15 protein-coding genes are annotated in these 19940 nt (G+C 73.4%); 4 read left to right on the top strand and 11 right to left on the bottom strand.

Going from position 1 to position 19940, the window contains the following annotated elements:
* Positions 1–15 precede the first annotated feature (15 nt).
* From cheB to WMF34_RS08420, 7 genes are all read right to left on the bottom strand, one after another.
* The gene (cheB, locus tag WMF34_RS08450) at positions 16–1098 is read right to left on the bottom strand and encodes a chemotaxis-specific protein-glutamate methyltransferase CheB (protein ID WP_437992967.1); all 1083 of its coding nucleotides are present in this window, start codon (positions 1096–1098) and stop codon (positions 16–18) included.
* Between the two features lie 93 nt (positions 1099–1191).
* Positions 1192–2118: a CheR family methyltransferase gene (locus WMF34_RS08445; RefSeq protein ID WP_012234233.1), complete on the bottom strand. Its 927-nt coding sequence runs from the start codon at positions 2116–2118 to the stop codon at positions 1192–1194.
* Complete coding sequence (locus WMF34_RS08440; protein ID WP_437992966.1) at positions 2115–4232, bottom strand: HEAT repeat domain-containing protein; 2118 nt, start codon at positions 4230–4232, stop codon at positions 2115–2117. Before WMF34_RS08440 ends, WMF34_RS08445 begins: the two co-directional genes overlap by 4 nt.
* Positions 4229–4720 carry a chemotaxis protein CheW gene (locus WMF34_RS08435; protein ID WP_012234231.1) on the bottom strand — a complete coding sequence of 164 codons (492 nt, stop codon included), beginning with the start codon at positions 4718–4720 and terminating at the stop codon, positions 4229–4231. Before WMF34_RS08435 ends, WMF34_RS08440 begins: the two co-directional genes overlap by 4 nt.
* 56 nt (positions 4721–4776) lie before the next feature.
* Entirely contained in the window at positions 4777–5313 is a 537-nt protein-coding gene (locus WMF34_RS08430) for a chemotaxis protein CheW (protein ID WP_012234230.1), read from the bottom strand.
* On the bottom strand, positions 5306–7570 hold the full coding sequence (locus WMF34_RS08425; RefSeq protein ID WP_012234229.1) for a chemotaxis protein CheA: 2265 nt from the start codon (positions 7568–7570) through the stop codon (positions 5306–5308). The genes WMF34_RS08430 and WMF34_RS08425 overlap by 8 nt, the downstream gene beginning before the upstream one ends.
* Entirely contained in the window at positions 7570–8097 is a 528-nt protein-coding gene (locus tag WMF34_RS08420; protein ID WP_437992965.1) for a response regulator, read from the bottom strand. Before WMF34_RS08420 ends, WMF34_RS08425 begins: the two co-directional genes overlap by 1 nt.
* 301 nt (positions 8098–8398) lie before the next feature.
* Between WMF34_RS08420 and WMF34_RS08415 the strand changes: the two genes are divergently transcribed.
* Positions 8399–9505: a VWA domain-containing protein gene (locus WMF34_RS08415; RefSeq protein WP_012234227.1), complete on the top strand. Its 1107-nt coding sequence runs from the start codon at positions 8399–8401 to the stop codon at positions 9503–9505.
* A 122-nt stretch (positions 9506–9627) separates the two neighbouring features.
* Here the strand turns inward: WMF34_RS08415 and WMF34_RS08410 are convergent, their stop codons facing one another.
* Positions 9628–10482, bottom strand: coding sequence for a DMT family transporter (locus tag WMF34_RS08410; protein ID WP_437992964.1), 855 nt, complete (start codon positions 10480–10482; stop codon positions 9628–9630).
* 70 nt (positions 10483–10552) lie between these two features.
* Here WMF34_RS08410 and WMF34_RS08405 point away from each other — a divergent pair, with 70 nt between their 5' ends.
* Positions 10553–13381, top strand: coding sequence for a CHAT domain-containing protein (locus tag WMF34_RS08405; RefSeq protein WP_437992963.1), 2829 nt, complete (start codon positions 10553–10555; stop codon positions 13379–13381).
* Positions 13382–13426: 45 nt separating this feature from the next.
* A complete protein-coding gene (locus WMF34_RS08400; protein ID WP_437992962.1) occupies positions 13427–13672 on the top strand; it encodes a hypothetical protein in 246 nt (81 codons plus the stop codon).
* Between the two features lie 5 nt (positions 13673–13677).
* On the opposite strand, the gene WMF34_RS08395 is transcribed toward WMF34_RS08400, so the two are convergent.
* Complete coding sequence (locus tag WMF34_RS08395) at positions 13678–13851, bottom strand: hypothetical protein (RefSeq protein ID WP_437992961.1); 174 nt, start codon at positions 13849–13851, stop codon at positions 13678–13680.
* Between the two features lie 247 nt (positions 13852–14098).
* Between WMF34_RS08395 and WMF34_RS08390 the strand changes: the two genes are divergently transcribed.
* Positions 14099–14539, top strand: coding sequence for a hypothetical protein (locus WMF34_RS08390; protein WP_437992960.1), 441 nt, complete (start codon positions 14099–14101; stop codon positions 14537–14539).
* 332 nt (positions 14540–14871) lie between these two features.
* On the opposite strand, the gene WMF34_RS08385 is transcribed toward WMF34_RS08390, so the two are convergent.
* Positions 14872–16056: a cytochrome P450 gene (locus WMF34_RS08385; protein WP_437992959.1), complete on the bottom strand. Its 1185-nt coding sequence runs from the start codon at positions 16054–16056 to the stop codon at positions 14872–14874.
* A gap of 204 nt (positions 16057–16260) precedes the next feature.
* Positions 16261–19917, bottom strand: a complete 3657-nt coding sequence (locus WMF34_RS08380) for a protein kinase domain-containing protein (protein ID WP_437992958.1) — start codon at positions 19915–19917, stop codon at positions 16261–16263.
* Positions 19918–19940 lie beyond the last annotated feature (23 nt).

The following is a 19940-nucleotide window of genomic DNA, read 5'->3' as shown; positions in this document are numbered from 1 at the left end:
AGCGGGTGACCGCCGCTAGGAGAGCAGCGCGATGAAATCGCCGATCGCCGTGAAGGGCAGGCTCTCGTTCACGACCCCGGCCCGCACCGCAGCCCCGGGCATGCCGTAGACCACCGCCGAGTCCTCGCTCTCGGCCACCACCGTGCCCCCGGCCGCGCGGACCGCCCGCGCGCCGTTCACCCCGTCGTCGCCCATCCCCGTCAGGATGATGCCCACCGCGCGGCTGCCGCCCACCTGCGCCACGCTCCGGAGCAGCCGATCCGCGCTCGGAACGTACCGATCCCCAGGCGCCGGCGCCCCCACCCGGATCCGGATGTCGCCGCTCAACCCGACCCCGCTGCCCGGCGTCACCGCGATCTCCATGCACATCCTACCCGGGCACACATAGGCCTTCCGGGCCACCACCTGCTCGCCGTTCTGCGCCTCGACCACCCGGAGGCCGCCCTTCCGATCGAGCCGCTCCGCGAACGTCCGGGTGAACTTGTCCGGCATGTGCTGCGCGATGAAGATCGCGCCGGGGAAACGATCCGGGATCCGGTTGAAGATCTCGAGGAGCGCCGTGGGCCCGCCCGTCGACGAGCCGACCGCCACGAGGTGGCGCAGCGAGACGCCGAGCCGCGACGACTCCTGCACCGCGCGCGGCGACGCAGGCTGCGCCGGCCGCGCCGGGGCCGGCGCGGCAGGCATCGGAGAGCGGGGGCGGAGGTAGCGCACCAGCAGGACCTTCTGGATGATCTCCCGCCGGATCTGCGCGTCCGCCGTGAACTGCCGGTCCGGCTTGGCCACGAAGTCGACGGCGCCCAGCTCGAGCGCCTTGAAGACGTTCTCCTTGTGGCTGTAGCTCGAGACGATGATGACGGGCGTCGGCTGCCTCGCCATCAGGATGCGGAGGAAGGTGAAGCCGTCCATGCGCGGCATCTCGAGATCCAGCGTGATCGCGTCCGGCCGGAGCTGCGCGGCTTGACGGAGCGCGTCGTCGCCGTCACCGGCCTTGCCCACGACCTCGATCTCGTCGCTTCCGCTCAAGATCTCGGCGATGTTGCGCCGGTTGTACGCGGAGTCGTCGACGACGAGCACGCGCAGGGGAGCGAATGTCATGAGCGCAAAACCTTCCGCCGGAGGTTCATTCTACCCCACCCGGAGCGCCATGGGACCAACCGTCGCCTGCGCAGCCTCGACTTCGTCGGCGCCTCATCCGCCCTCCTCCCCGCCGCCCCGTTCCGGGCCGCCCCGATCGGGCGAGATCTCCGGGATCCCCAGACGCAGCGTGGCCGCCGGCTTGCGGTACACGAGATCCTCCCGAAGGTGCACGAGCTCGAACGCGGTCGTGACGTTCAGGAGCGACTCGGAGTGGCCCAGCAGGAGGAACCCGCCGGACGAGAGGCGCTCGTAGAAGATGTCGATCACGCGGCGCCGCGACTCCTCGTCCAGGTAGATGAGGACGTTGCGGCAAAAGATGACGTCCACGCGCCCGACCACCGCCGCGCGCGACGAGTCGAGCAGGTTCAGGTGGCCGAACTGGCAGAGCGTCCGCAGCTCGTCCGCCACGTGGAACCCGTCCGGGCGCTCCACGAAGTAGCGCCGCTTGAGCTCGGGCGGCGTCGCCCGGAACGACGAGGCGCCGTACACCCCCCTGCGCGCCGCGATCACGCAGCGGCGGGAGATGTCGCTGCCGAAGATGCGGACCTCGCGGCGCTCCGCGGCGCCCGACTCCCGCGCGGCGATCGCGATCGAGTAGACCTCCTCGCCCGTCGAGCAGCCCGCGCTCCAGATGGACAGCCGGCCCCTGGCGCCCCCCGCCTTGACGATCATGGGCACGAGCTCGGTCATGAGCGCGCGCAGCTGGTAGTCCTCGCGGAAGAAATACGTCTCGTTGACGGTGATGAGCTCGAGCGCCTCGTCGAGCTCGGCGCGCCCGCGGCTGTGGAAGCGCAGGTACTCGTAATACTGCGCGAACGACGAGAGCCCGAGCTCGACCACCCGCTCGCGCAGCCGGCGCTCCATCGACGTGCGCGCCTCGGGCCCGAACTGGAGCCCGCAGTGCTTGTTGAACAGGTCACGCAGCCTCTGGAACTCGTCAGGCAAGAGGCGGATCTCGTCGTCCCGCCGCCGGTTCACAGCACCTTCCCCGACGGCGGCCCGCCGGTCATCCCCGAGGGGGACGCCGGGGCCTCACCGCCGTCGATCGCCACGGGCGCGCTCAGCCGCTCCGCGGCGTCGCTCCAGGGGGGATCCGAGCGGAACGGCGCGCCCCCCTGCGCCGCGGCCGCGATGAGATCGGGCTCCCCCGACGCGCGCACCAGCCCGAGCAGCTCGCGCGCGCGCGCCCGCTCGTCGCTCGCTCGGTCCGTGAGCGACGCGTACAGGCGGCCCAGCGCGCGCGCCGCGGCGAGCCGGACCTCGCGCTCCTCGTCGGCCAGGGAGAGGCTCAGCACGTCGAGCGCAGAGACGCCCGCCGCCGCCGCGATCGCGGTCACGGCCGCGCGGCGCGCGCGCACGTCCCCCGCCGACGCGGCGCTCGTGAGGAACGCGATCTCCTCCGGCTCCGCGTCGCCGAGCGCCTCGATCACGATCGCCGCCGCGAGGTGGGTCTCCTCCGTCAGCGCGAGCCCGCGCGCGAGCTCGCGCGCCGTCTCGGGGTAGCGCTCCGTGAGCCCCGCGAGCGCGCTCTCCGCCGCGCGCGCGACCGGCAGCGAGATCGCGCGCGTCTGCGACACGATGAGCGGGAAGTCGACCGCCGCCCCGATCTTCGCGAGCCCGTAGAGCGCGCTGGTCGCCACGAGCGTCGAGGGGCTCCGGACCGACCGCCGCACCGCGCCGAGCAGCTCGGTGAGCGTCGCGTCGATCGCGGGCCGCTCGCCCGAGAGCGCGCCCTCGCGCCCGCCCTGCTCCGCGATCGCCACGGCGCCGTCGAGGAGCGCGGCCGTCGCGTCGTCGACGCCCTCCCAGAGATCCGGGTCGGGATCGATGTGGCGCTCGAGGTAGGAGAGCACCGAGGGCAGCGCCTCCGCGCCGAGCAGCCCCAGCGCGCGCTGCGCCGTCTCGACGAGCGCGGGCTCGATCATGGCCTGCACCGCGGCGTCGGCCGCGCCCGGGGCGCGCGCCATCGCCGCGAGCAAGAGCGCCTGGGCGCGCCCGCTCACCGGATCCGCGCCGAGGCCGCGCCACGACGGGGGCTCCGCGCCCACCGAGCCCGGCGCGGCGGAGGCGGCCTGCACGAGGCGCGCGCCCACCTCGGGCGGCGCCGCCCGGAGCGCGTCCACCGCGTGCGACGCGAGCGGCCCCTCGGCGAGCCGCGCGAGCGCCCGGACGAGCTGCGCGAACGCGCCGCCCCGCGCCGTCGCGAGCGCCGCGCAGAGCGCCCGCGGCGCCTCCGGGCTCTCCGCGAGCGCCGCGGCGACCAGCGCCGCCGGCCGGAGGATCGGGTCGTCGATGAGCGACGAGAGCACCCGCCACGGCACCGGCGCCTCGAGCCCGTTCAGCCCGTTCAGCGCGGTCAGCCGCACGAAACGATCCCGATCGGAGAGCCGCTCGTACAGGATGTCCGTCACCCGCTCGCGCGCGATGAGCCCCATCCCGGCGATCGCCTCGATCGCGCTCTGCCGCAGGTTGTCGTCCTGCTCGGCGAGCGCCGCGTAGAGCGGATCGAGCGCCGCCGGGTCGCGCGTGCGGCCGAGCGCGTCGACGACGAGCTTGCGCTCGTCCCCCGCGAGCGCGCCGAGCGCGTCGACGAGCGCCGGCGTGGCGTCGCGGCCGCAGTAGCCGAGCACCTCGATCGCCGCGTTCCTGAGGCCGACGTCCTCGCTCTTCTGAAGCGCGTCGAGGAGCGCCGCGACGAGGAGCTGCGGGGCGGACGGCCGCTCGCGCTCCACGCCGGCGCCGGGTGAGGCCGGCCGCTCCCCCTCGGCGGCCTGCGCCGGCGCGGAGGCGGGCGCGGCCTGGATCAGCCGGTGGCAGGCGTAGGTCGCCTCCTTGCGGACGCGCCAGTCGGGATCGCCGAGCGCGCGGAGCAGCAGCGGCAACGCCTCGACGACGTCGGCCCTGCCGAGCCGCGCGGCCGCCTGGCGGCGCTCCTCGGCGTCGTCCGCGGAGAGCGCCGCGGCGATGACCGCGATCGGCATCGGCGTGCTCCGCACGCTGGGCGAGATGGACTCGGGCTCGGCCGGCCAGGAGCCCGCGTCGCCCGCGCGCGGGCCCTCGAACGGACCCGGATCGTCGAACGCGCGGCTCACGGGGCCTCCAGGAGGGCGCCCGACGCGGCGAGCGCGAGGGCGAGCTCGATGAAGCGCCCGACGTCGAGCACGAAGATCATCCGCTCGTCGTGGGTCGTCACCCCCGTGATGCCGCGCAGATCGCTGCTGCCGCCCACCGGCGGCGTCGGCCGGTAATCGCCGCTCGTCCCGAAGACCTCCGTCACCGCGTCGACCACGAGCCCCACCGTATGCGTCCCCACGTCGACGAGGATCCACTTGGTGCTGCGGGTCGGATCGACCGGAGGCAGCCCGAAGCGCACGCGGAGCTCGATGACCGGCACCACCTCGCCGCGGTGGTTCGCGACGCCGGCGACCTCGGGGGGCGTGTGCGGCAGCGTGGTCACCTCGAGCGGATTCACGATTTCGCGGACCCGCGTGATGTCGATCGCGTAGTGGACGTCGCCGACCACAAAGCCGACGAGGCTCTTCTGCGGGTCGGGACGGCTGCGCTCTCCAGTCAACGGCATCTGAGCCTCCGAGCGCCCGGGCTCTACGAGCCGCCCGGGCGCGGACGAATCGTCCGTTAGGACGCGAGTATGGCCTGCAGGTCGAGCAGGATGATGACGCGCGGCTGCGCCTCGCCCTGGGTGCCATCCGACGCGCTCGCCCCGTGCATGGGCCGGGCGATGCCGGCGATGTAGCCCGCCACGTCCCCCCCGAGCGCCGTCGCGGCGTGCTCGATCTCGGCGTCGGCGAGCCGGTAGACCTGCTGGACCTCGTCGACGAAGAGGCCGAGCGTCTCGCCGTTCGCCGCGTCGACGAGCAGGATGCGCGCCCGCCGCTGCGCCGCGCTCTCGTGCAGCCGCATCCGCCGCCGGAGATCGATGACGGTGACGAGCTGCCCGCGCACGCTGACGATGCCCATCGTCGAGTCCGGCGCGCGCGGCACCGGGGTGAGCGGGGGCGGCTTCAGGATCTCGCGCACGAGCGAGACGGGCGCGGCGTAGGTGTCGCCCGCGAGCGTGAACGCGAGGTACTCGGTCCGCGGGCCGCTCGCCTGCGCGCGCGAGTTCCGCTTCGAGACCGGTATCCGGGCGGGCCTTCGGGTGAGGTTAGCCATGGGTGCTCCGCGGATCGCTGCGCTGCCGGTCCCCGCCGTGGAGGATCTCCTCGATGAGCGCGGGGGCGTCGAGGACGAGCGCGATGCGCTGGTCGCCGAGCTCGGTGGCGCCGGAGAAGCCGCGCACCGAGGAGAGCGACGGGCCGAGCGCCTTGATCACGACGTCCTGCTGCCCGATGAGCGTGCTCACGACGAGGCCCAGCCTGCGCGCGCCGACCGACGCGACGACGATGTACTTGCGCTTGCTGCCCCCCTGGAGCCCGAGCGTCGCGCGGCCGCCGTCGCCCCGGCGCCCGCCGCCGACCGCGGCGCGCGCCGCCGAGCCGCCGCGCGCGCCGCCGAGCAGGCCGGCGATGCGCGCGCTGAGCTCCTCCTCCTCGTTCAGGCCGAAGAGCCGCGCCAGGTAGCAGAGCTGGAGCGTGCTGTTGCGCAGCGTGATCATCTCGCGGCCGTCGATCTGGCGCACCGTGGCCTCGTCGAGCGCGACCGCCTCCTGCACGTTGGTCAGCGGGATCGCGAACAGCCGGTCGGCGACCCGGACGATGAGCGCGCTGATGATCGCGAGCGTGATCGGCAGCGTGACCGTCATCTTGGTGCCGATGCCGGGCTCGCTGTGCACGTCGATGACGCCGCCGAGCTTGCTGATGTTCGTCTTCACGACGTCCATCCCGACGCCGCGCCCCGAGAGCTCGCTGACGTCGGTCTTGGTCGAGATACCCGGCTGGAAGATGAGGTTCAGCACCTCGCGGTAGCTCGTCGTCCGCGCGTCCTCCGGGGTCATGACGCCGCGGCGCAGGGCGGCGTCGAGCAGCTTGTCGACGTCGATGCCCTTGCCGTCGTCCTCGATCTCGATGACGACGTGGTTGCCCTTCTGGAAGGCGTTCAGCGCGATCGTGCCGACCGCCGGCTTGCCCACCGCCTCGCGCATGCTCTTCGACTCGATGCCGTGGTCGATGGCGTTGCGCATCATGTGCATGAGCGGGTCGCTGAGCTCCTCGACGATGAGCTTGTCGACCTCGGTCTCGGCGCCCGTGATGACGAGGTTCACGAGCTTGTCGGCGTCGCGGCTGATCTGGCGGACGACGCGCGCGAGCTTGTCGAAGACCTGCCCGAGCGGGACCATCCGGACCTCGAGGATGCCCGCCTGCATCTGGGCGAGGTGCCGGTCGAACGTGCGCTGGAGCCTGTGGAGGTCGAGGGAGAGCTCGCGCTCGGTGGGCGCCGCGCGGAGCCGCTCGACGAGGCGGCCGAGCGCGGAGCGGACGAGGGCGAGCTCGCCGACGATGTTCATCAGCCGATCGAGCTTGTGGATGTCGACCCGCACCGTCTGCGCGACGGAGCGGATCGAGCTGAGCTCCCCCTTGCGGTTGCCGCGCGCGCTCGACGGCGGGCTCGCCGCCGACATCGAGCCGGTCAGGTCGACGGCCCGCGATACGCCGGTCGGCGCGCCGCCCCGGAGCGCCGCGGACATCGACGGCATGCCCGGCGGGGCGACCCGGCCGTGGCCGTTGTTGTTGCGCCGGGGGATCTCCTCGACGGCGGCGCCGGCCTGGTGCAGCGCGCGCTGGAGCTCCTCGAGCGGCGCGCGCGAGGCCATCAGGATGTCGAGCTCGATCGAGTCCTGATCCGCGCCCGCGCCGGTCGGCAGGTAGGTGATGATCTCGCCGTACGGCTTCGCGGTGATCTTCAGGTCGTCGAGGGCCTGATCGATCGTGGCGAGGTGGAACTGCACGCGGAGCCGGAACAGGGTCATCCCGCTCGCGATGTTCGTGCGCAGCCGGTGCTCCTCGTACTCGGTGAGCACGGAGAGCAGCCCCGGATCGAGATCGTAGTTGTCGTCGGGGAGGCCGGCCGCGCTCGGGCCCGCGTCCTGGTGCAGCTGGCGCAGGAGGTCGTCGACCTCGGGCATCGGCGCGTCGCGCCCGTCCTTCTCGTTCTGGAGGATGCGCCCGTAGAGCTCGACGCTGCGGAACAGGAGGTCGAGGACCGACGCGCTGACCTCGATGCGCCCGAGGCGGAGGTTGTCGAGCAGCTCCTCGAGCTCGTGCGAGAGGGTGGCCATCCGGGTCGCGCCGAAGAGCCCGGCGAGCCCCTTCAGGGTGTGCACGGCGCGGAAGACGTCGTTGATGACGTCGGGGTCGACCTTGTTGGTCCGCACCGCCTCGTCGAGCGCGAGGAGGTCGCGCCCGAGCCCCTCGACGATCTCCTGCGCTTCCGAGAAGAACTCTTCGCGCGCCCGATCGCCGCTCTCGACCATCAGCCGCCGCCTCCCTCGCCGGAGCCGGGCTGCTTGGTGCGAGCCGCGGGCTCCTCCGCGCGCGGGAAGGCAGCGGAAGCGCGATCGTCGGCGCCGGCGGCGCCGTCAGCGGACGGGGAGGCGCCGGCCTGCGGCGCCTCGGCCCGCGCCTCGAGGCTCGCGACCACCGCGTCGCGCAGGGCCTCCGGCGTGAACGGCTTCGGGAGGAAGCGGTCGGCGCCGAGGCGGAGCCCGCGCTGGATGTCGCGCTCGGTCGCCTGCGTGGAGATGATGAGGATCGCGACGTGCCGGTAGCGGTCGCTCTGCCGGACGAAGCGGATCACCTCGAGCCCGTTGATGTCGGGCATGTTGATGTCGGTGATCACGAGGTCGAACGCGCCGCGCGGCAGGAGCCGGAGCGCGTCGAAGCCGTTGACGGCCTCCACGATGTCGACGTCGCCCGCGAGCCCCAGCACGCGGTCCTCCAGCGTCGAGCGGATGTACGCTCGCATTGCCGGCGAGTCCTCGACGATCAGGATGCGTGCCATGCGGCGACAGGGTAACGGAAATCGGCCCGGGGAGACCAACTCGCTGAGCGCCCGGGGGCGACGCGCGGGGTCTTCGAGGCGCGCGGGCCTATGTACGGCGGTCTCCCTCCCGGAGTAAACCAGCGCGAGCGCCTCCCTGCACGATCGGCGAGGCGGCCGCGCGGGCAGCGCCTCGGGTGGGGCGCCGCCCTCCCCGCCGGCGCGGCCGTGCGGCCGTGCCCGCCCGCCGGCGCGGCCGCGGGGAGGGCCGCCTGCGGCATCGAATTGACATCGCGGCGTCCGATGCGCGCTAATCGCGCGCGTGAAAATCCTCCTTTGTTCTCCAGCGTTCCGGATCCTGCTCGCTGCCCTGTTCGCTCTGTCGAGCGTGGCGTGCGGCGGCGGGCTGCGCGTGACCCGGATCAACTCCGCCCAGAAGAAGCCGAACAACGTCTGGGTGTTCTTCAGCGTCGATGCCGGCGAGGACGAGCCGGTGGGCGGCCTCACGGCCGAGGACTTCGAGATCTACGAGGACGGCGACCTCGTCTCGAAGTTCGAGAGCAAGCAGACCATCCAGAACCCCGAGGTCGCGGCGGTCATGTACACGATGCTGCTCGTCGACATGAGCGGCAGCATCACCGAGTCGGGTCAGGCCGACGCCCTCGTCGACGCCGCGCAGTCGTTCAGCGATCGGGTGGGCAAGAGCCAGAAGGTCGGCGTTTACGCGTTCGACGGAGAGGTAAAAATCCACTCGGTGGTGCCGTTCACCGAGGCGCAGGGCTCGGTCCAGGGTGGGCTCGAGGGGCTCCGGAGCTACAAGCCGAAGGACACGTCGACGAACCTCCACGGCGGCGTGGTGGAGGGCATCCGGGAGCTCAAGAAGCAGCTCGACAAGGACCGTCGTCCCCTCAAGTTCGGCACGCTCGTCGTCTTCTCGGACGGCACCGATCGCGCGAACCGCGTGAGCCGCGAGGACATGCTGAACGAGCTCAAGAAGGAAGAGTACGAGAACTACCAGATCTTCGTCGTCGGCGTCGGCGCCGAGATCGAGAAGGCGCGGCTCGACGAGATCGGGCGCGACGGGACGGAGCTCGCGGCGGACCAGGCGAAGGTCAAGGAGTCGTTCGACAAGATCGCGGCGAAGATCGAGGCGCACATGAAGCGCTTCTACCTGCTCTCGTACTGCACGCCGGCGCGCGCGGGGGAGCACGAGGTGGAGATCAAGGCGATCCGGAAGGATCCCTCGGCCTCGGGGTCGCTGTCGTGGAAGTTCAACGCCGACGGGTTCGGGCCGCCGCCGGAGTGCGATCCCAACACCCCGCCGTCGTTCGAGCTGAAGGCGACCGTGCCCGCGGACGACGACGGCGGCGGAGCGGGCGGGAAGGCGAGCTTCAAGGCGAACGCCAACGTGAAGGTCGAAGCGAAGTGAGGCGCGCCGCGGCCGCGCGAGGCGGCCGCGACGCCGTCCCAGCGGCTCGCCGCGCTCCGCGGCGGGCCTGATCCAGCCAGGCTCGAGCCTCCTCCCTCCCGTCGGCGTTCACGCGTCGGCGTTCATCCTCCTCTGCTCGGCGCCGGCGCTTGCTGCGGCGTGGCGCGCGCCGCCAGCAGGACCCGCCAGGCGGTGGCGCCGAGGAGGACGGCGCCGCCCACGGTCGACCAGATCCCGGGGCGCTCCCCGACGAGGAGGAGCGCCCAGACGGGGTTGAGCACCGGCTCCAGGAGCACCAGCAGCGAGGCCTCCACGGCCGGCGTGTGGCGCATGCCGCGGCTGAACAGGGCGGTCGCCACGCCGATCTGCACCGCGCCGAGGAACACGAGGAGCCCGAGGTCGACGAGCCCCGGGCGGGCCGCGCCGCCCAGGGCCATCGGCAGCGCGCCGAGCCACGCGAGGACGTTGCCCCAGACGAGCACCGCGGGGTTGTCGTCCGGAGCGGCGCGGAACCTCATGATGCACAGCGCGAACGCGAGCCCGGAGAGGAGCGCCAGGGCGTTGCCGAGGAGCTGCCCCGCCGAGAGCTGGTCCAGAAAGAAGAGCGCGAGGCCCACGATGAAGATGGGAGCCGCGATCATCTCGCCGCGCGAGGGCCGCTCGCCCAGCAGCCAGGGGCTGAGCAAGAGGACGTACACGGGCGAGGTGGACTGCAGGAAGATCGCGTTCGCCGCCGTCGTCAGCTTGGTGGCTTGCACGAACAGCACCATGACGGCGGCGTAGATCGCCGCGACGCCGAGCGTGCGCCACGAGGGGAGGCGGCGCGCGGCCGGCATGGCCAGGCCCAGCGCGAGCGCCGCGATGAACGCGCGGGCCGAGGCGACCTGCCACCCGTCGAGGGAGATCAGCTTGATGGCCGCCCCTCCGGTGGACCAGAGGACCGCGGCGGCGAGGATCATCAGTCGAGAGCGGAGCATGGGCGACGAGGGCGGCGAGCCTAGCCGAACGGTCGACGAGGCGCGCAGGGGCAGATTACGCTGCTGCGCGATGCCACCCCGCCGCCCCGAGCGCGCCGACCGCGACGTCGATCCTCGCCCCCGCCGCTCGGTAGAACGCGCCTCGCCCGGGTCGCCGACGTCGCGCGGCGCACGCCGCCGCAGGCGGCTCCTCTCGCTCGCCGCGGCGGCGCTCGTCTCGGCGGCCCGGCCCGCGCCGATCGCGGCGCAGCCGAGCCCCGCCGAGCCGGCGAGCGAGGACGTCGCCGCGGCCCACGAGCGCTGGAGAGCGGCCGTCGAGAGAGACGATCTGGCCGAGGCCGCCGCCCTCGCCGACAGGTACTTTGCGCTGCTGGAAGCGACCTCCGAGTCCGATAGAGGACTCGCGGATTTCTACATCGCCTACGGCGACCACGCGCGCGCCGAGGCGCTGCTGGTGCGGGAGCTGACGCGCGAGCAGCCCTCCTTCAACGCCGAAGGGATGCTCCATGCCCAGCTCGCCAACGTCTACCTGGAACTCGGGGACCTCCAGAGCGCCGAGGAGCTCCTGAAGCGGGCCCTGCCGCTCCTCCAGGGCTGGAGCGAGTTCTATGCCTTCGACTCGCTCGCGCGGCTGTACCTGGAGCAGCGCGCGCTGCGCTCCTTCGCGGAGATGCTCGACACGATGCGCTCGTTCCTCCGCAAGGCCGGCGACGGCGCGCCGTGGGTCTACGCGCTCCCGGATCTGCGCGCCGCGCAGCTCAGCTTGCGGCGCGGGCAGGTCGAGGAGGCCGAGCGGCGCCTCCTCGACCTGCGCCCGTGGCTCGAGCCCGCGCTCCCGGCGCAGAGCGCGGTGCGCGCCGATCTGATGGAGGAGCTCGGCGTGCTCTTCACCCGCAAAGGCGATCCCGGCGCGGAGGCGCTGCTCCTCCAGGCGCTGGTGATCCGCGAGCGGCTCTTCGCGCCGGATCACCCGGCCATCGTCCGCGCGCTGGGGCACCTCGCGAACCTGTACGTCGCGCAGGGCCGGACCGCCGTCGCCGTGCGGACGCGCGAGCGGGCCGCCGGCCTCCAGGACCGGAGCGCCCGGGCCAACCTGGCGAGGGGCTCCGAGCGGCAGAAGCGCCTCTACATGGGCCTCGTCCAGCGCGACACCGACGCGACCCTCTCGCTGCACCTCCAGGGTGCCCCGCGCGACCAGGCCGCGGCGCGGCTCGCCCTGCGGTCGATCCTCCGGCGCAAGGGGCTGGCGCTCGACGCCATCGCCGAGAGCTTCGCGTCGCTGCGGCGGAGCCTCGACGCCGAGGGCCGGGCGCTGCTCGACGCCCTCACGCAGCTCGACGCGAAGCTGTCCACCGCGATCACGCGCGGCCCGATCGACATCCCCGCCGAGGAGCACCAGCGCGAGGTGCAGCAGCTCGAGGCCGAGCACCAGCGGCTCGAGTTCCAGCTCGCCGCGCGGACGCGCGCCGCGCGCCCGGCGGACGCGAAGGACCCGCCGATCACCGTCGAGGGTGTGCAGGCGGCGATCCCGGACGGGGCGGCGCTCGTCGAGATCGTCCAGTACCGGCCCCACGACGCGTTCGGGCCGCCGGTGAGGCCCACGTGGGGCAAGCCTCGCTACGCGGCCTATGTCGTCGGGCGGCGCGGGGACGTCACGGGGGTGGATCTCGGGGACGCCGCCGCCATCGACGCGGCGGCCGCGGAGCTCTCGCGGGATCTCTCGAACCCGGAGCGAGACCCCCGGGAGCGCGCGCGCCGCCTCGACGCGCTCGTGATGCAGCCGATCCGGGGCGCCCTCGGCGCCGCGCGCTGGGTCCTCCTCAGCCCCGACGGCGCGCTGAACCTCGTCCCGTTCGCCGCGCTCGTCGACGAGGAGGGCGGCTATCTCATCGAGCGCGCCTCGTTCACCTACCTGACCAGCGGGCGGGATCTGCTGCGCGCCGCGGGCACCGTGGCGCCGCGAGCCGGAGCGCCGCGTGGAGGCGTGCTGGTCATCGCCGATCCCGCGTTCGGCAGCCTCTCGGAGCTCGCGCCGGACGACGGCGCCACGCGCGGGCTGCGCTCCGCCGAGCTCGCCGGGGCGCGCTTCCCGCCCCTGCCGGGCACGGAGCGCGAGGCGGAGGCGGTGCGGAGCGCGCTGGCCAGCGCGACGGTCCTGACCGGCCCGTCGGCCACCGAGGAGGCCCTCAAGCGGGCGCAGCGGCCGCGCGTGCTGCACATCGCGACGCACGGCTTCTTCCTCCCGGACCAGGGCTCTCCGGCCGATCCGGGGAACACCCGCGGCGCCGAGATCGAGGGCCGCGCCTTTCGCGAGAACCCGCTCCTGCGCTCGGGCCTGGCGCTGGCCGGGGCCAACGCGCGGCGGAGCAGCTCGGACGAGGACGACGGCATCCTGACCGCGCTCGAGATCTCCTCGCTGGACCTCCACGGGACCCAGCTCGTCGTGCTCTCGGCCTGCGAGACCGGCCTCGGCGAGGTGCCGCGCGGCGACGGGGTCTACGGGCTCCGCCGCGCGCTGCTGCTCGCCGGGGCGGAGACGCAGGTGATGAGCCTGTGGAAGGTCGGCGACATGGCGACGCGGGATCTCATGACGTCGTACTACGCGGCGCTCGCGCGCGGCGGAGGGCGCAGCGAGGCGCTGCGGTCGGCGCAGCTCCAGATCCGGCGCGAGCGCCCGCACCCGCACGCGTGGGCCGGCTTCATCACCTCCGGCGAGGGCGCCGCGCTCGACGGCAGGCAGGTCGCGCCGTCCTTCGCGCGCGTGGCAGCAAGCCCGCGCGGGTGCGCCTGCGCGGCCGGCGAGGGCGGCCCGAGCGCTCCGCCTGCGCTCGCCGCGCTCGCCGCGGCGCTCGTCCTGGCCGCGCGGAAGCGCTGGCCCCGCAGGGCTGGGAATTGGTAGACGTCGACGCCGGAGCCCACCCATCGCGGGCTCGTGGAGGTCTGCATGCGTCGATCGGCGATCGTTCTGGTGCTCCCCGTCCTGACCTGGGTGCTCTCTGCCTGCGGAGGCGCGCAGGCGCCCGAGCAGCCCGCCGCCAAGGAAGGTGAGGCCGAGATCTGCCCCACGGGAGATCCGAGCGTGCAGCCGTGCCCGGAGGGCTGCGTGTGGGACGAGAAGGCCCAGAAGTGCAATCAGGACCGCGGCATCATCGTGCACTACAACCCGGGCACGACGGCCCCCAAGCCGTGAAGTGATCACCCCCCGTCGAGCCACGCCGCCATCTCCGGCAGGAGGCCTCGCAACAGGCCGATGACGCGCGGGCTCGACGCGCGCACCTCCCCGACGAGCCGCCGGCGCTCCGCCTCGATCTTGCCGAGGACTTTCTCCGCGCTCGGCGAGGCCCGCCACTTCGGTGTGCCGCGCCACACTTCCTCGCGCTGCGATCCGGCTTCCTTTACCTACGCGCTCGAGCCGCCTTGACGGAGGCGACCCGTCGCTCTCTTCTTCTGCTGTGTCAGCGATATCTTCCACGAGAGCGCATGTATGCAAGAACCGATGACCCGGGGCTCTCTGATTCTCAATGCAGCAGCCTACTCGGACGTGCTGTGTGACGAGGCTGGGGTCCGCCGGGTTCGTCACGGGCTCTCTCAGGAGCTCAGGAGGGCGCTGGCCACCATGTCCAGCACGGCGTGGTACCCTCGCGCCTATTACGTCGAGGTGCTGCGCGGCATCGTCCAGGTCCACAACGAGCCATCGCAGAGCTACCTGGACGTCGTGAGGTGCGGCCGGACGGTCTTCGAGAAGGAAGCGAACACCTTGATGAAGCTGCTTCTCAGGGTGATGAACGCTCGGCTCTTCCTCCGGAAGTTCCCCGACTTCTGGGCGCAGGATATGGTCGGCGGGACGCTGCGGGTGGATTGCTCGCAGATCGAGCGGAACGAGGCGACGCTGCTCGTGACCGAGGTCGCAGGGTTCGAGCACCTCGGACCGCTGTGCGTCGGTTTCGCCGGCCGCGCGCTGGAGCAGGTGATCGGCAAGCAGGTCGACGCAACCCAGATGGGCTGGTCGTTCGACGCGCCAGACGCGGATGAGGTCACGTTGCGCTTCTCGTGGTGAGCGCGCCGACGCGCTGGCGTGAGCGAGCGGTAACTGCCAGGTCGAGGAGGCGACAACCTTCCTGAGACATAGGGACCGGCGCGTCTTGCTGCTCGGCCACGTCCTCGATCGACATCTCGAAGATATCGTGGGCAATGCTCACCTCGCCCTCGTGCTCAGGTAGCTGGTGCAGCGCCTCGAGGAAGGCAGCCGCTCCTCGAGGTCGTTGACGTCCTCGCGTGTCGCCCGGCGACCTCGGAGGCAGCGCGCGACGAAGGTGCGGGCGACGCCTGCTTGCGCCGCGTGCGCGCGAGGAGCCCGTGCAGGGTCGTTCGATCGGCTCCAGGCCGGGTTCAGTGCAGGAGCACAGGCAGCTTGTCCGGCCCGTGCGCGACGGAGTCCTTCGCGCCATACATGAAGGTCGGCCGCTCGTCGGGGACCGCGCGGAGGCCCGGGAAGCGCGCGAGCAGCGCCTGGAGGCCTACCCGCGCCTCCATGCGCGCGAGCGGCGCGCCGACGCAAAAGTGGGCGCCGCCGCCAAATACGTTCGCTGCGGGCAGCGGCTTGCGATCGATGTCATAGACCTCGGGCGAGGGATAGGCGGTCTCATCATAGTTGCCGGCGATGCCTGCGAGGCAGACGACCGTTCCCGCGCTCAGCGCCTGATCGTCGAGCCGGACGTCACGCTCGACCATTCGCAGCACGCCAAAGGAGCTCGGGCACCAGCGCATCCCCTCCTCGATCGCGGCGGGCAGCAGCGAAGGATCTTGCCGGACCCGCGCCAGCGTGTCCGGGTGCGCGAGCAGGGCATGGATGGTGTTGGCGACCAGCCAGCTGGTCGTCTCATAGCCGCCGAGTATCAGGCTCAGCACGATCTGCCGGCTGGCCTCGATCGTGTCCATGTGCTCTGCCTTCAGGGTGCGGAGGATCTCGCCGAGCAACGTGTCGCTGGTGTCTCTGCTCTCGCGCTCGACGACCTCCGTGATCAACCCGAGCGTCTCCCCGTAGGCCCTCTGGCTCTCGGCCACGGCGGCGGGGTCGTGCATGCGGACGAGGCCGCGGAGCATCGCCCGGACGCGCTCGTCGGTCTCGTGGAGCTTCTCCGCCGGGAAGCCGAACAGCTCGCCGATCACCCGCCGCGGCAGCTCCATCGCGAAGTCCTCCAGCAGATCGACGCGGGGCTTGCCCGCGAGCCGATCGACGACCTGCTCGCTGATCGGCCGGACGAATCTCTCCTCGTACTGCGAGACGGCGCGGGGGAGGAAGAACATGTTGTAGACGCGCCGCATCCTGGCGTGCTCGTCTCCCTGCATAGCAGCGAGACCGCCGTTCAAGATGCCGGCCTGAAACATGCGTGTCGAGAAGGTCGCTGTGTCGCGATATGCGGTGGTGATGTGAGACTTGCGCAGCAGGATCGGCATCCCGAACGCGGTATCGAAGACGATCGGCGCTTGCTGGGCGGCAGCACGGAGACGCCGGCCGAACGCCGTCGCATCCTCGGAAGGCACGAAGAACAGATTGGCCAGCGGGAAATCCATGCTGGAGACGCTATGGAGGTCATCGTGGAGAGTCAATCGGGGGAGCGCGGCGGCGAAAGCAGCGACGCGGCGGGCGGCGCCGGAGCTTCGTTCTCCGTCTGCTCTCGCGCCCTGGTTGTGCTCGCGCTCCGGCGCTTTCTCGTCTGCCATTGCGTCGTCACGCGCCTTCTCGATCCGCCCGTGGCGCCCGAGCCGGCGATGCGATCACCCCTCGTCGAGCCACGCCGCCATCTCCGGCAGGAGGCCCCGCAATAGGCCGATCACGCGCGGGCTCGACGCGCGCACCTCCCCGACGAGCCGCCGGCGCTCCGCCTCGAGCTTGCCGAGCTGCGCGCGGCGCAGCGCCGCCCAGAGGCGCGCGCCGGCGGCGATGCTGTCGTCGCCGTGCTCCTCGGCCACGCGCCGGGCCTCCACCGCGTCCTCCAGGGCGTCCCCCACCCGCTCCAGCTCCCATTGGATCTCGGCGCGCCGGAGCAGCGTCAGCGCGTGGTATCGGTCCCCCCGCGCCCGCTGGAGCTGCTCGGCCTGATCCGCGCTCTCCAGCGCGGCGGCGGGCCGGCCCGCCCGCGTGAGCGCCGCCGAAAGGAGCGAGAGCGCCGCCGCGCGGAGCGCGGGGTCCCCGTCCTGCGCCGCGAGCTCCGCGGTCCGCCGCGCGACCTCCGCCGCCTCGGCGGCGCGCCCCTCGCGCATCAGGAAGGCCGAGAGGTTCTGGAGGAGCAGCCGGAGCTGGCCCCGCATCCCCTGCTGCTCGGCCTCGGCGACGAGCCTGCGCAGCCGGTCGATCGCCACGCCGGTCCGCCCGAGCTCGGCCTCGAGCACCGCGAGATCGCCCCCGATGTGGACCCTGTGCCACGCCGAGGCCAGCGGCGCCGCGATGGCGAGCGCGCGCTGGAGATCGCGCTCCAGCAGCTCGTGATCGCGGCGGTTCTGCGCGTAGTTCAGCTCGCACCGGAGCACGCGGGCCGCGAGCTCGGCCGCGGGGCCCGCGCCCGCCGCGAGCTCCACCGCCTCGCCCGCGAGCTCCATCGCGCGATCCCCGGCGGCGACCCCCGCGAGCGCCATCCGCGCCTCGCAGCGGAGCGCGGCCTCGCCGAGCGCGTCCGCGTCGGCGAGCAGCCCCGGATCGTCGGCCCCCGCCTCGCTGAGCCCGCGCGCCACCTCGAGCCGGTGGATGCGCCGGCGCACGTCGAGCGGCCCGCCGCGCGCCACGACGGCGTGCTCCGGGAGGCGCGCGAGCCGCCGGCTCGCCTCCTCGAGCTTCCGCCCCTGGATGAGCGCCCGGACCGCGTCGATCTCGAGGCCGGCGCGCGCCTCGGGATCCGCCGCGAGCGCGGCCAGCCGATCCGCGAACGCCGCCGCCTCCTCGAAGAGCCCTGCGGCGGCCGCCTCGGCCATCGCGCGGCCGAGCCAGCGGCGCGCCTCGGCCACCGCGCCGAGCCGCTCGTAGCCCGCGCCGAGCAGCCCCGCGTCCACGCGCCCCTGCGCGCCCTCCGCGAGCGCGTCGAGCAGCGCCCGGTGCAGCCGCTGGAACCACGGCCGCCGCTGCGTCAGGTGGAGCGCCGCCTGCCGCAGCATCTCCTGCGGGAAGCTGTACTCCTGCGCGTCGCCGGCGGCCGTCAGCACGCCCGCCCCGCCGAGCGCCTCGAGCGCCGCCTCGGCGCGCTCGTCGTCCCCCACGACGCGCAGGAGCACGTCGACGCCGAGCCCGCCGCCGCAGAGCGCCACCGCGGCGAGGGTCCGCAGGGCGCTGCGCTCGGCGGCGCTGTCGGCGGCGAACGAGGCCACCCGGGCCTCGAGCAGATCGGCCACGCCGGGGACCTCCCCTCGCAGGGCCCGGTCGTCCGCGGCGCAGAGGGTCCCGTCGCGGAGCGCCAGGGCGCCGCTCTCGTGCCACGCCATGAGCGCGTGCACGATGTAGAAGGGCACGCCTCCGGACGTCGCGACCACGGCCCGCTCCAGCGCGGGCGCGAGCGGGGCGAGCGGGACAACGAGCGCCGCGGCCCCGCCCTGCGTGCCCTCTGGATGCAGGCCGCGGCCCACCGCCTGCGCGAGCTCGGCGGCGGCCTCGGGGTCGAGCGGCGCGAGGCCGAGGTAGGTCACCCCGGGACACACCCGCGCCCGCACCTCGCCCAGCAGGGCGCGCAGGGGCGCCGGCCGGCTCGGCTCGCTGCGCGCGGCCGCCACCACGAGCAGCCGGCCCTGCCCCTCCGCGGCGGCGCGCCGCAGGAGCAGCTTGATCAGCTCCAGCGTCGCCGCGTCGGCCCACTGCAGATCGTCGACGAGGAGCAGCAGCGGCTCGCGGGCGCTCGCCCGCAGCAGCGCGTCCTCGATGGCCTCGACCGTGTGCGCGACCTCGTCCGCGGAGGGGAGCAGCGCCGGAGACAGCGCCCGCTCCAGCGCCGCGGGGAGCGCGCGGAGCTCGGGGAGGTCGCTTTCGCCGAGCTCCTCGGCGGCGCGGCGCAGCGGATGGAACGGGCTCCGTCGCTCGGGCAGGCACCGGAGCCGGACGACGTGGCGCAGGTCCCATCCGGTGCGCTCGACCGCGGCGTCGAGGAGCCGGCTGCGCCCGATCCCCTGGTGGCCGCCCACCACGATCCCGCGCACGCGGCCCTCCTGCGCGGCCTGCGCAGCGCGCGCGATCGCGTCGAGCTCGGCTCGCCGCCCGAGGAGCGGCGGCCGGCCGTCGGGCGGGGGCCGCGCGGGGCGATCCTCCGGCGAGGGCCGCGCGGGGCGATCCTCGGGCGGCGGCCGCGCGGACAGGTCGGACCCGCGATGTGGCGGCTGCGACCCTTCCTTGCTCCCTGGCGGGGCGAGCTCGGGATCGAGCGCGGCGAGGATGCGATCGAGCTCGCGCGCGACCTGATCGGCGTGCCGGGGGCGGCTCTGAGGATCCAGGGCGACCAGCGTCGCCGTGAGGCGAGAGAGGAGGCCGGTCGCCGTCGTCGGATCGGGCACGAGCGCCTCGAGCGGGGGAGCCGGTCGCCGCGGCACGAGGAGCCAGTGCGCGGTCTCCCCGCTGCGCTGCTCGAGCTCGGCGGGGAGGCTGCCGGTCCTCAGGCGGAAGATCAGGGCGCCGAGCGCGTAGAGATCGCTGGCGGGCGTGGCAGACTGGCCGACGGCACACTCTGGAGCGATGTAGCCGGGTGTGCCCGCGAGCACGGAGCCCAGCTCCCGGACGGCGCCGGCGACCGCGGGCACGCTCAAGGTCACGGTCGCGCCCGCCGGCTCCTCGGCCAGCACCGTGCCGGAGTATCCGTCGACCGCCACGGTGGGCGGCGCCCCGGCGGGGGCGGCGAGCCCCCGCTCGACCCAGCTCCGCGCGTTTCCCCCGGAGATCCCGAAATCGATCAGCTTGTAGGCGCCCGAGCCGCGGACGACGTTGGCGGGCTTGATGTCCCGATGGACGAGCCCGGCGGTGTGCACCGCGGAGAGCGCCCAGGCGACGGCGGACGCCGCTTCGAGGACGGCGCGCTCGGGGAGGCGGCCTGCCTCGCGCGCGAGCTCATCGAGGCTCGTGCCGGCCACGTACTCCATCACGAGGCCGACCACGCCGAGGGCGTCGTCGCGCTGGAACGAATAGAACCGCACAACGTTCGGGTGCTCGACCCGGCAGAGCGCCTGCGCCTCGTCGAGAATCGTGTCTCGCCACGCCGCCGTCGCGTCGGGGGAGCCCGCGAGCTGCTCGGGTACGAAGAAGAGCTTGATGGCGACGTCGCGGAGCTTCCTGCCTTCGTAGATCTCCTCGGCGAGCCAGACCGGCGCGAACCCGCCGCTGCCGAGCTGCCGGACGAGCCGGAAGGGACCGAGGCGGGCGCCTTGCCCGAGCGGGGTTCCGGAGGGATTCGGCGGCGAGCTGGACATCCGCCGCCGAGCATATCCCAGCC

The sequence above is a fragment of the Sorangium sp. So ce145 genome (genome assembly GCF_051525985.1).
GTDB classification, from domain to species: domain Bacteria; phylum Myxococcota_A; class Polyangia; order Polyangiales; family Polyangiaceae; genus Sorangium; species Sorangium cellulosum_B.
This window is presented reverse-complemented; position numbering and strand designations above follow the sequence as displayed.

What these genes read in the sequence shown, in the direction of transcription:
- WMF34_RS08410 (WP_437992964.1), bottom strand. Translation starts at nt 10,482, where the DNA reads ATGCTCCGCTCTCGACTGATGATCCTCGCCGCCGCGGTCCTCTGGTCC.
- WMF34_RS08385 (WP_437992959.1), bottom strand. Translation starts at nt 16,056, where the DNA reads ATGGATTTCCCGCTGGCCAATCTGTTCTTCGTGCCTTCCGAGGATGCG.
- cheB (WP_437992967.1), bottom strand. Translation starts at nt 1,098, where the DNA reads ATGACATTCGCTCCCCTGCGCGTGCTCGTCGTCGACGACTCCGCGTAC.
- WMF34_RS08405 (WP_437992963.1), top strand. Translation starts at nt 10,553, where the DNA reads ATGCCACCCCGCCGCCCCGAGCGCGCCGACCGCGACGTCGATCCTCGC.
- WMF34_RS08420 (WP_437992965.1), bottom strand. Translation starts at nt 8,097, where the DNA reads ATGGCACGCATCCTGATCGTCGAGGACTCGCCGGCAATGCGAGCGTAC.
- WMF34_RS08430 (WP_012234230.1), bottom strand. Translation starts at nt 5,313, where the DNA reads ATGGCTAACCTCACCCGAAGGCCCGCCCGGATACCGGTCTCGAAGCGG.
- WMF34_RS08400 (WP_437992962.1), top strand. Translation starts at nt 13,427, where the DNA reads ATGCGTCGATCGGCGATCGTTCTGGTGCTCCCCGTCCTGACCTGGGTG.
- WMF34_RS08425 (WP_012234229.1), bottom strand. Translation starts at nt 7,570, where the DNA reads ATGGTCGAGAGCGGCGATCGGGCGCGCGAAGAGTTCTTCTCGGAAGCG.
- WMF34_RS08435 (WP_012234231.1), bottom strand. Translation starts at nt 4,720, where the DNA reads ATGCCGTTGACTGGAGAGCGCAGCCGTCCCGACCCGCAGAAGAGCCTC.
- WMF34_RS08380 (WP_437992958.1), bottom strand. Translation starts at nt 19,917, where the DNA reads ATGTCCAGCTCGCCGCCGAATCCCTCCGGAACCCCGCTCGGGCAAGGC.
- WMF34_RS08390 (WP_437992960.1), top strand. Translation starts at nt 14,099, where the DNA reads ATGTCCAGCACGGCGTGGTACCCTCGCGCCTATTACGTCGAGGTGCTG.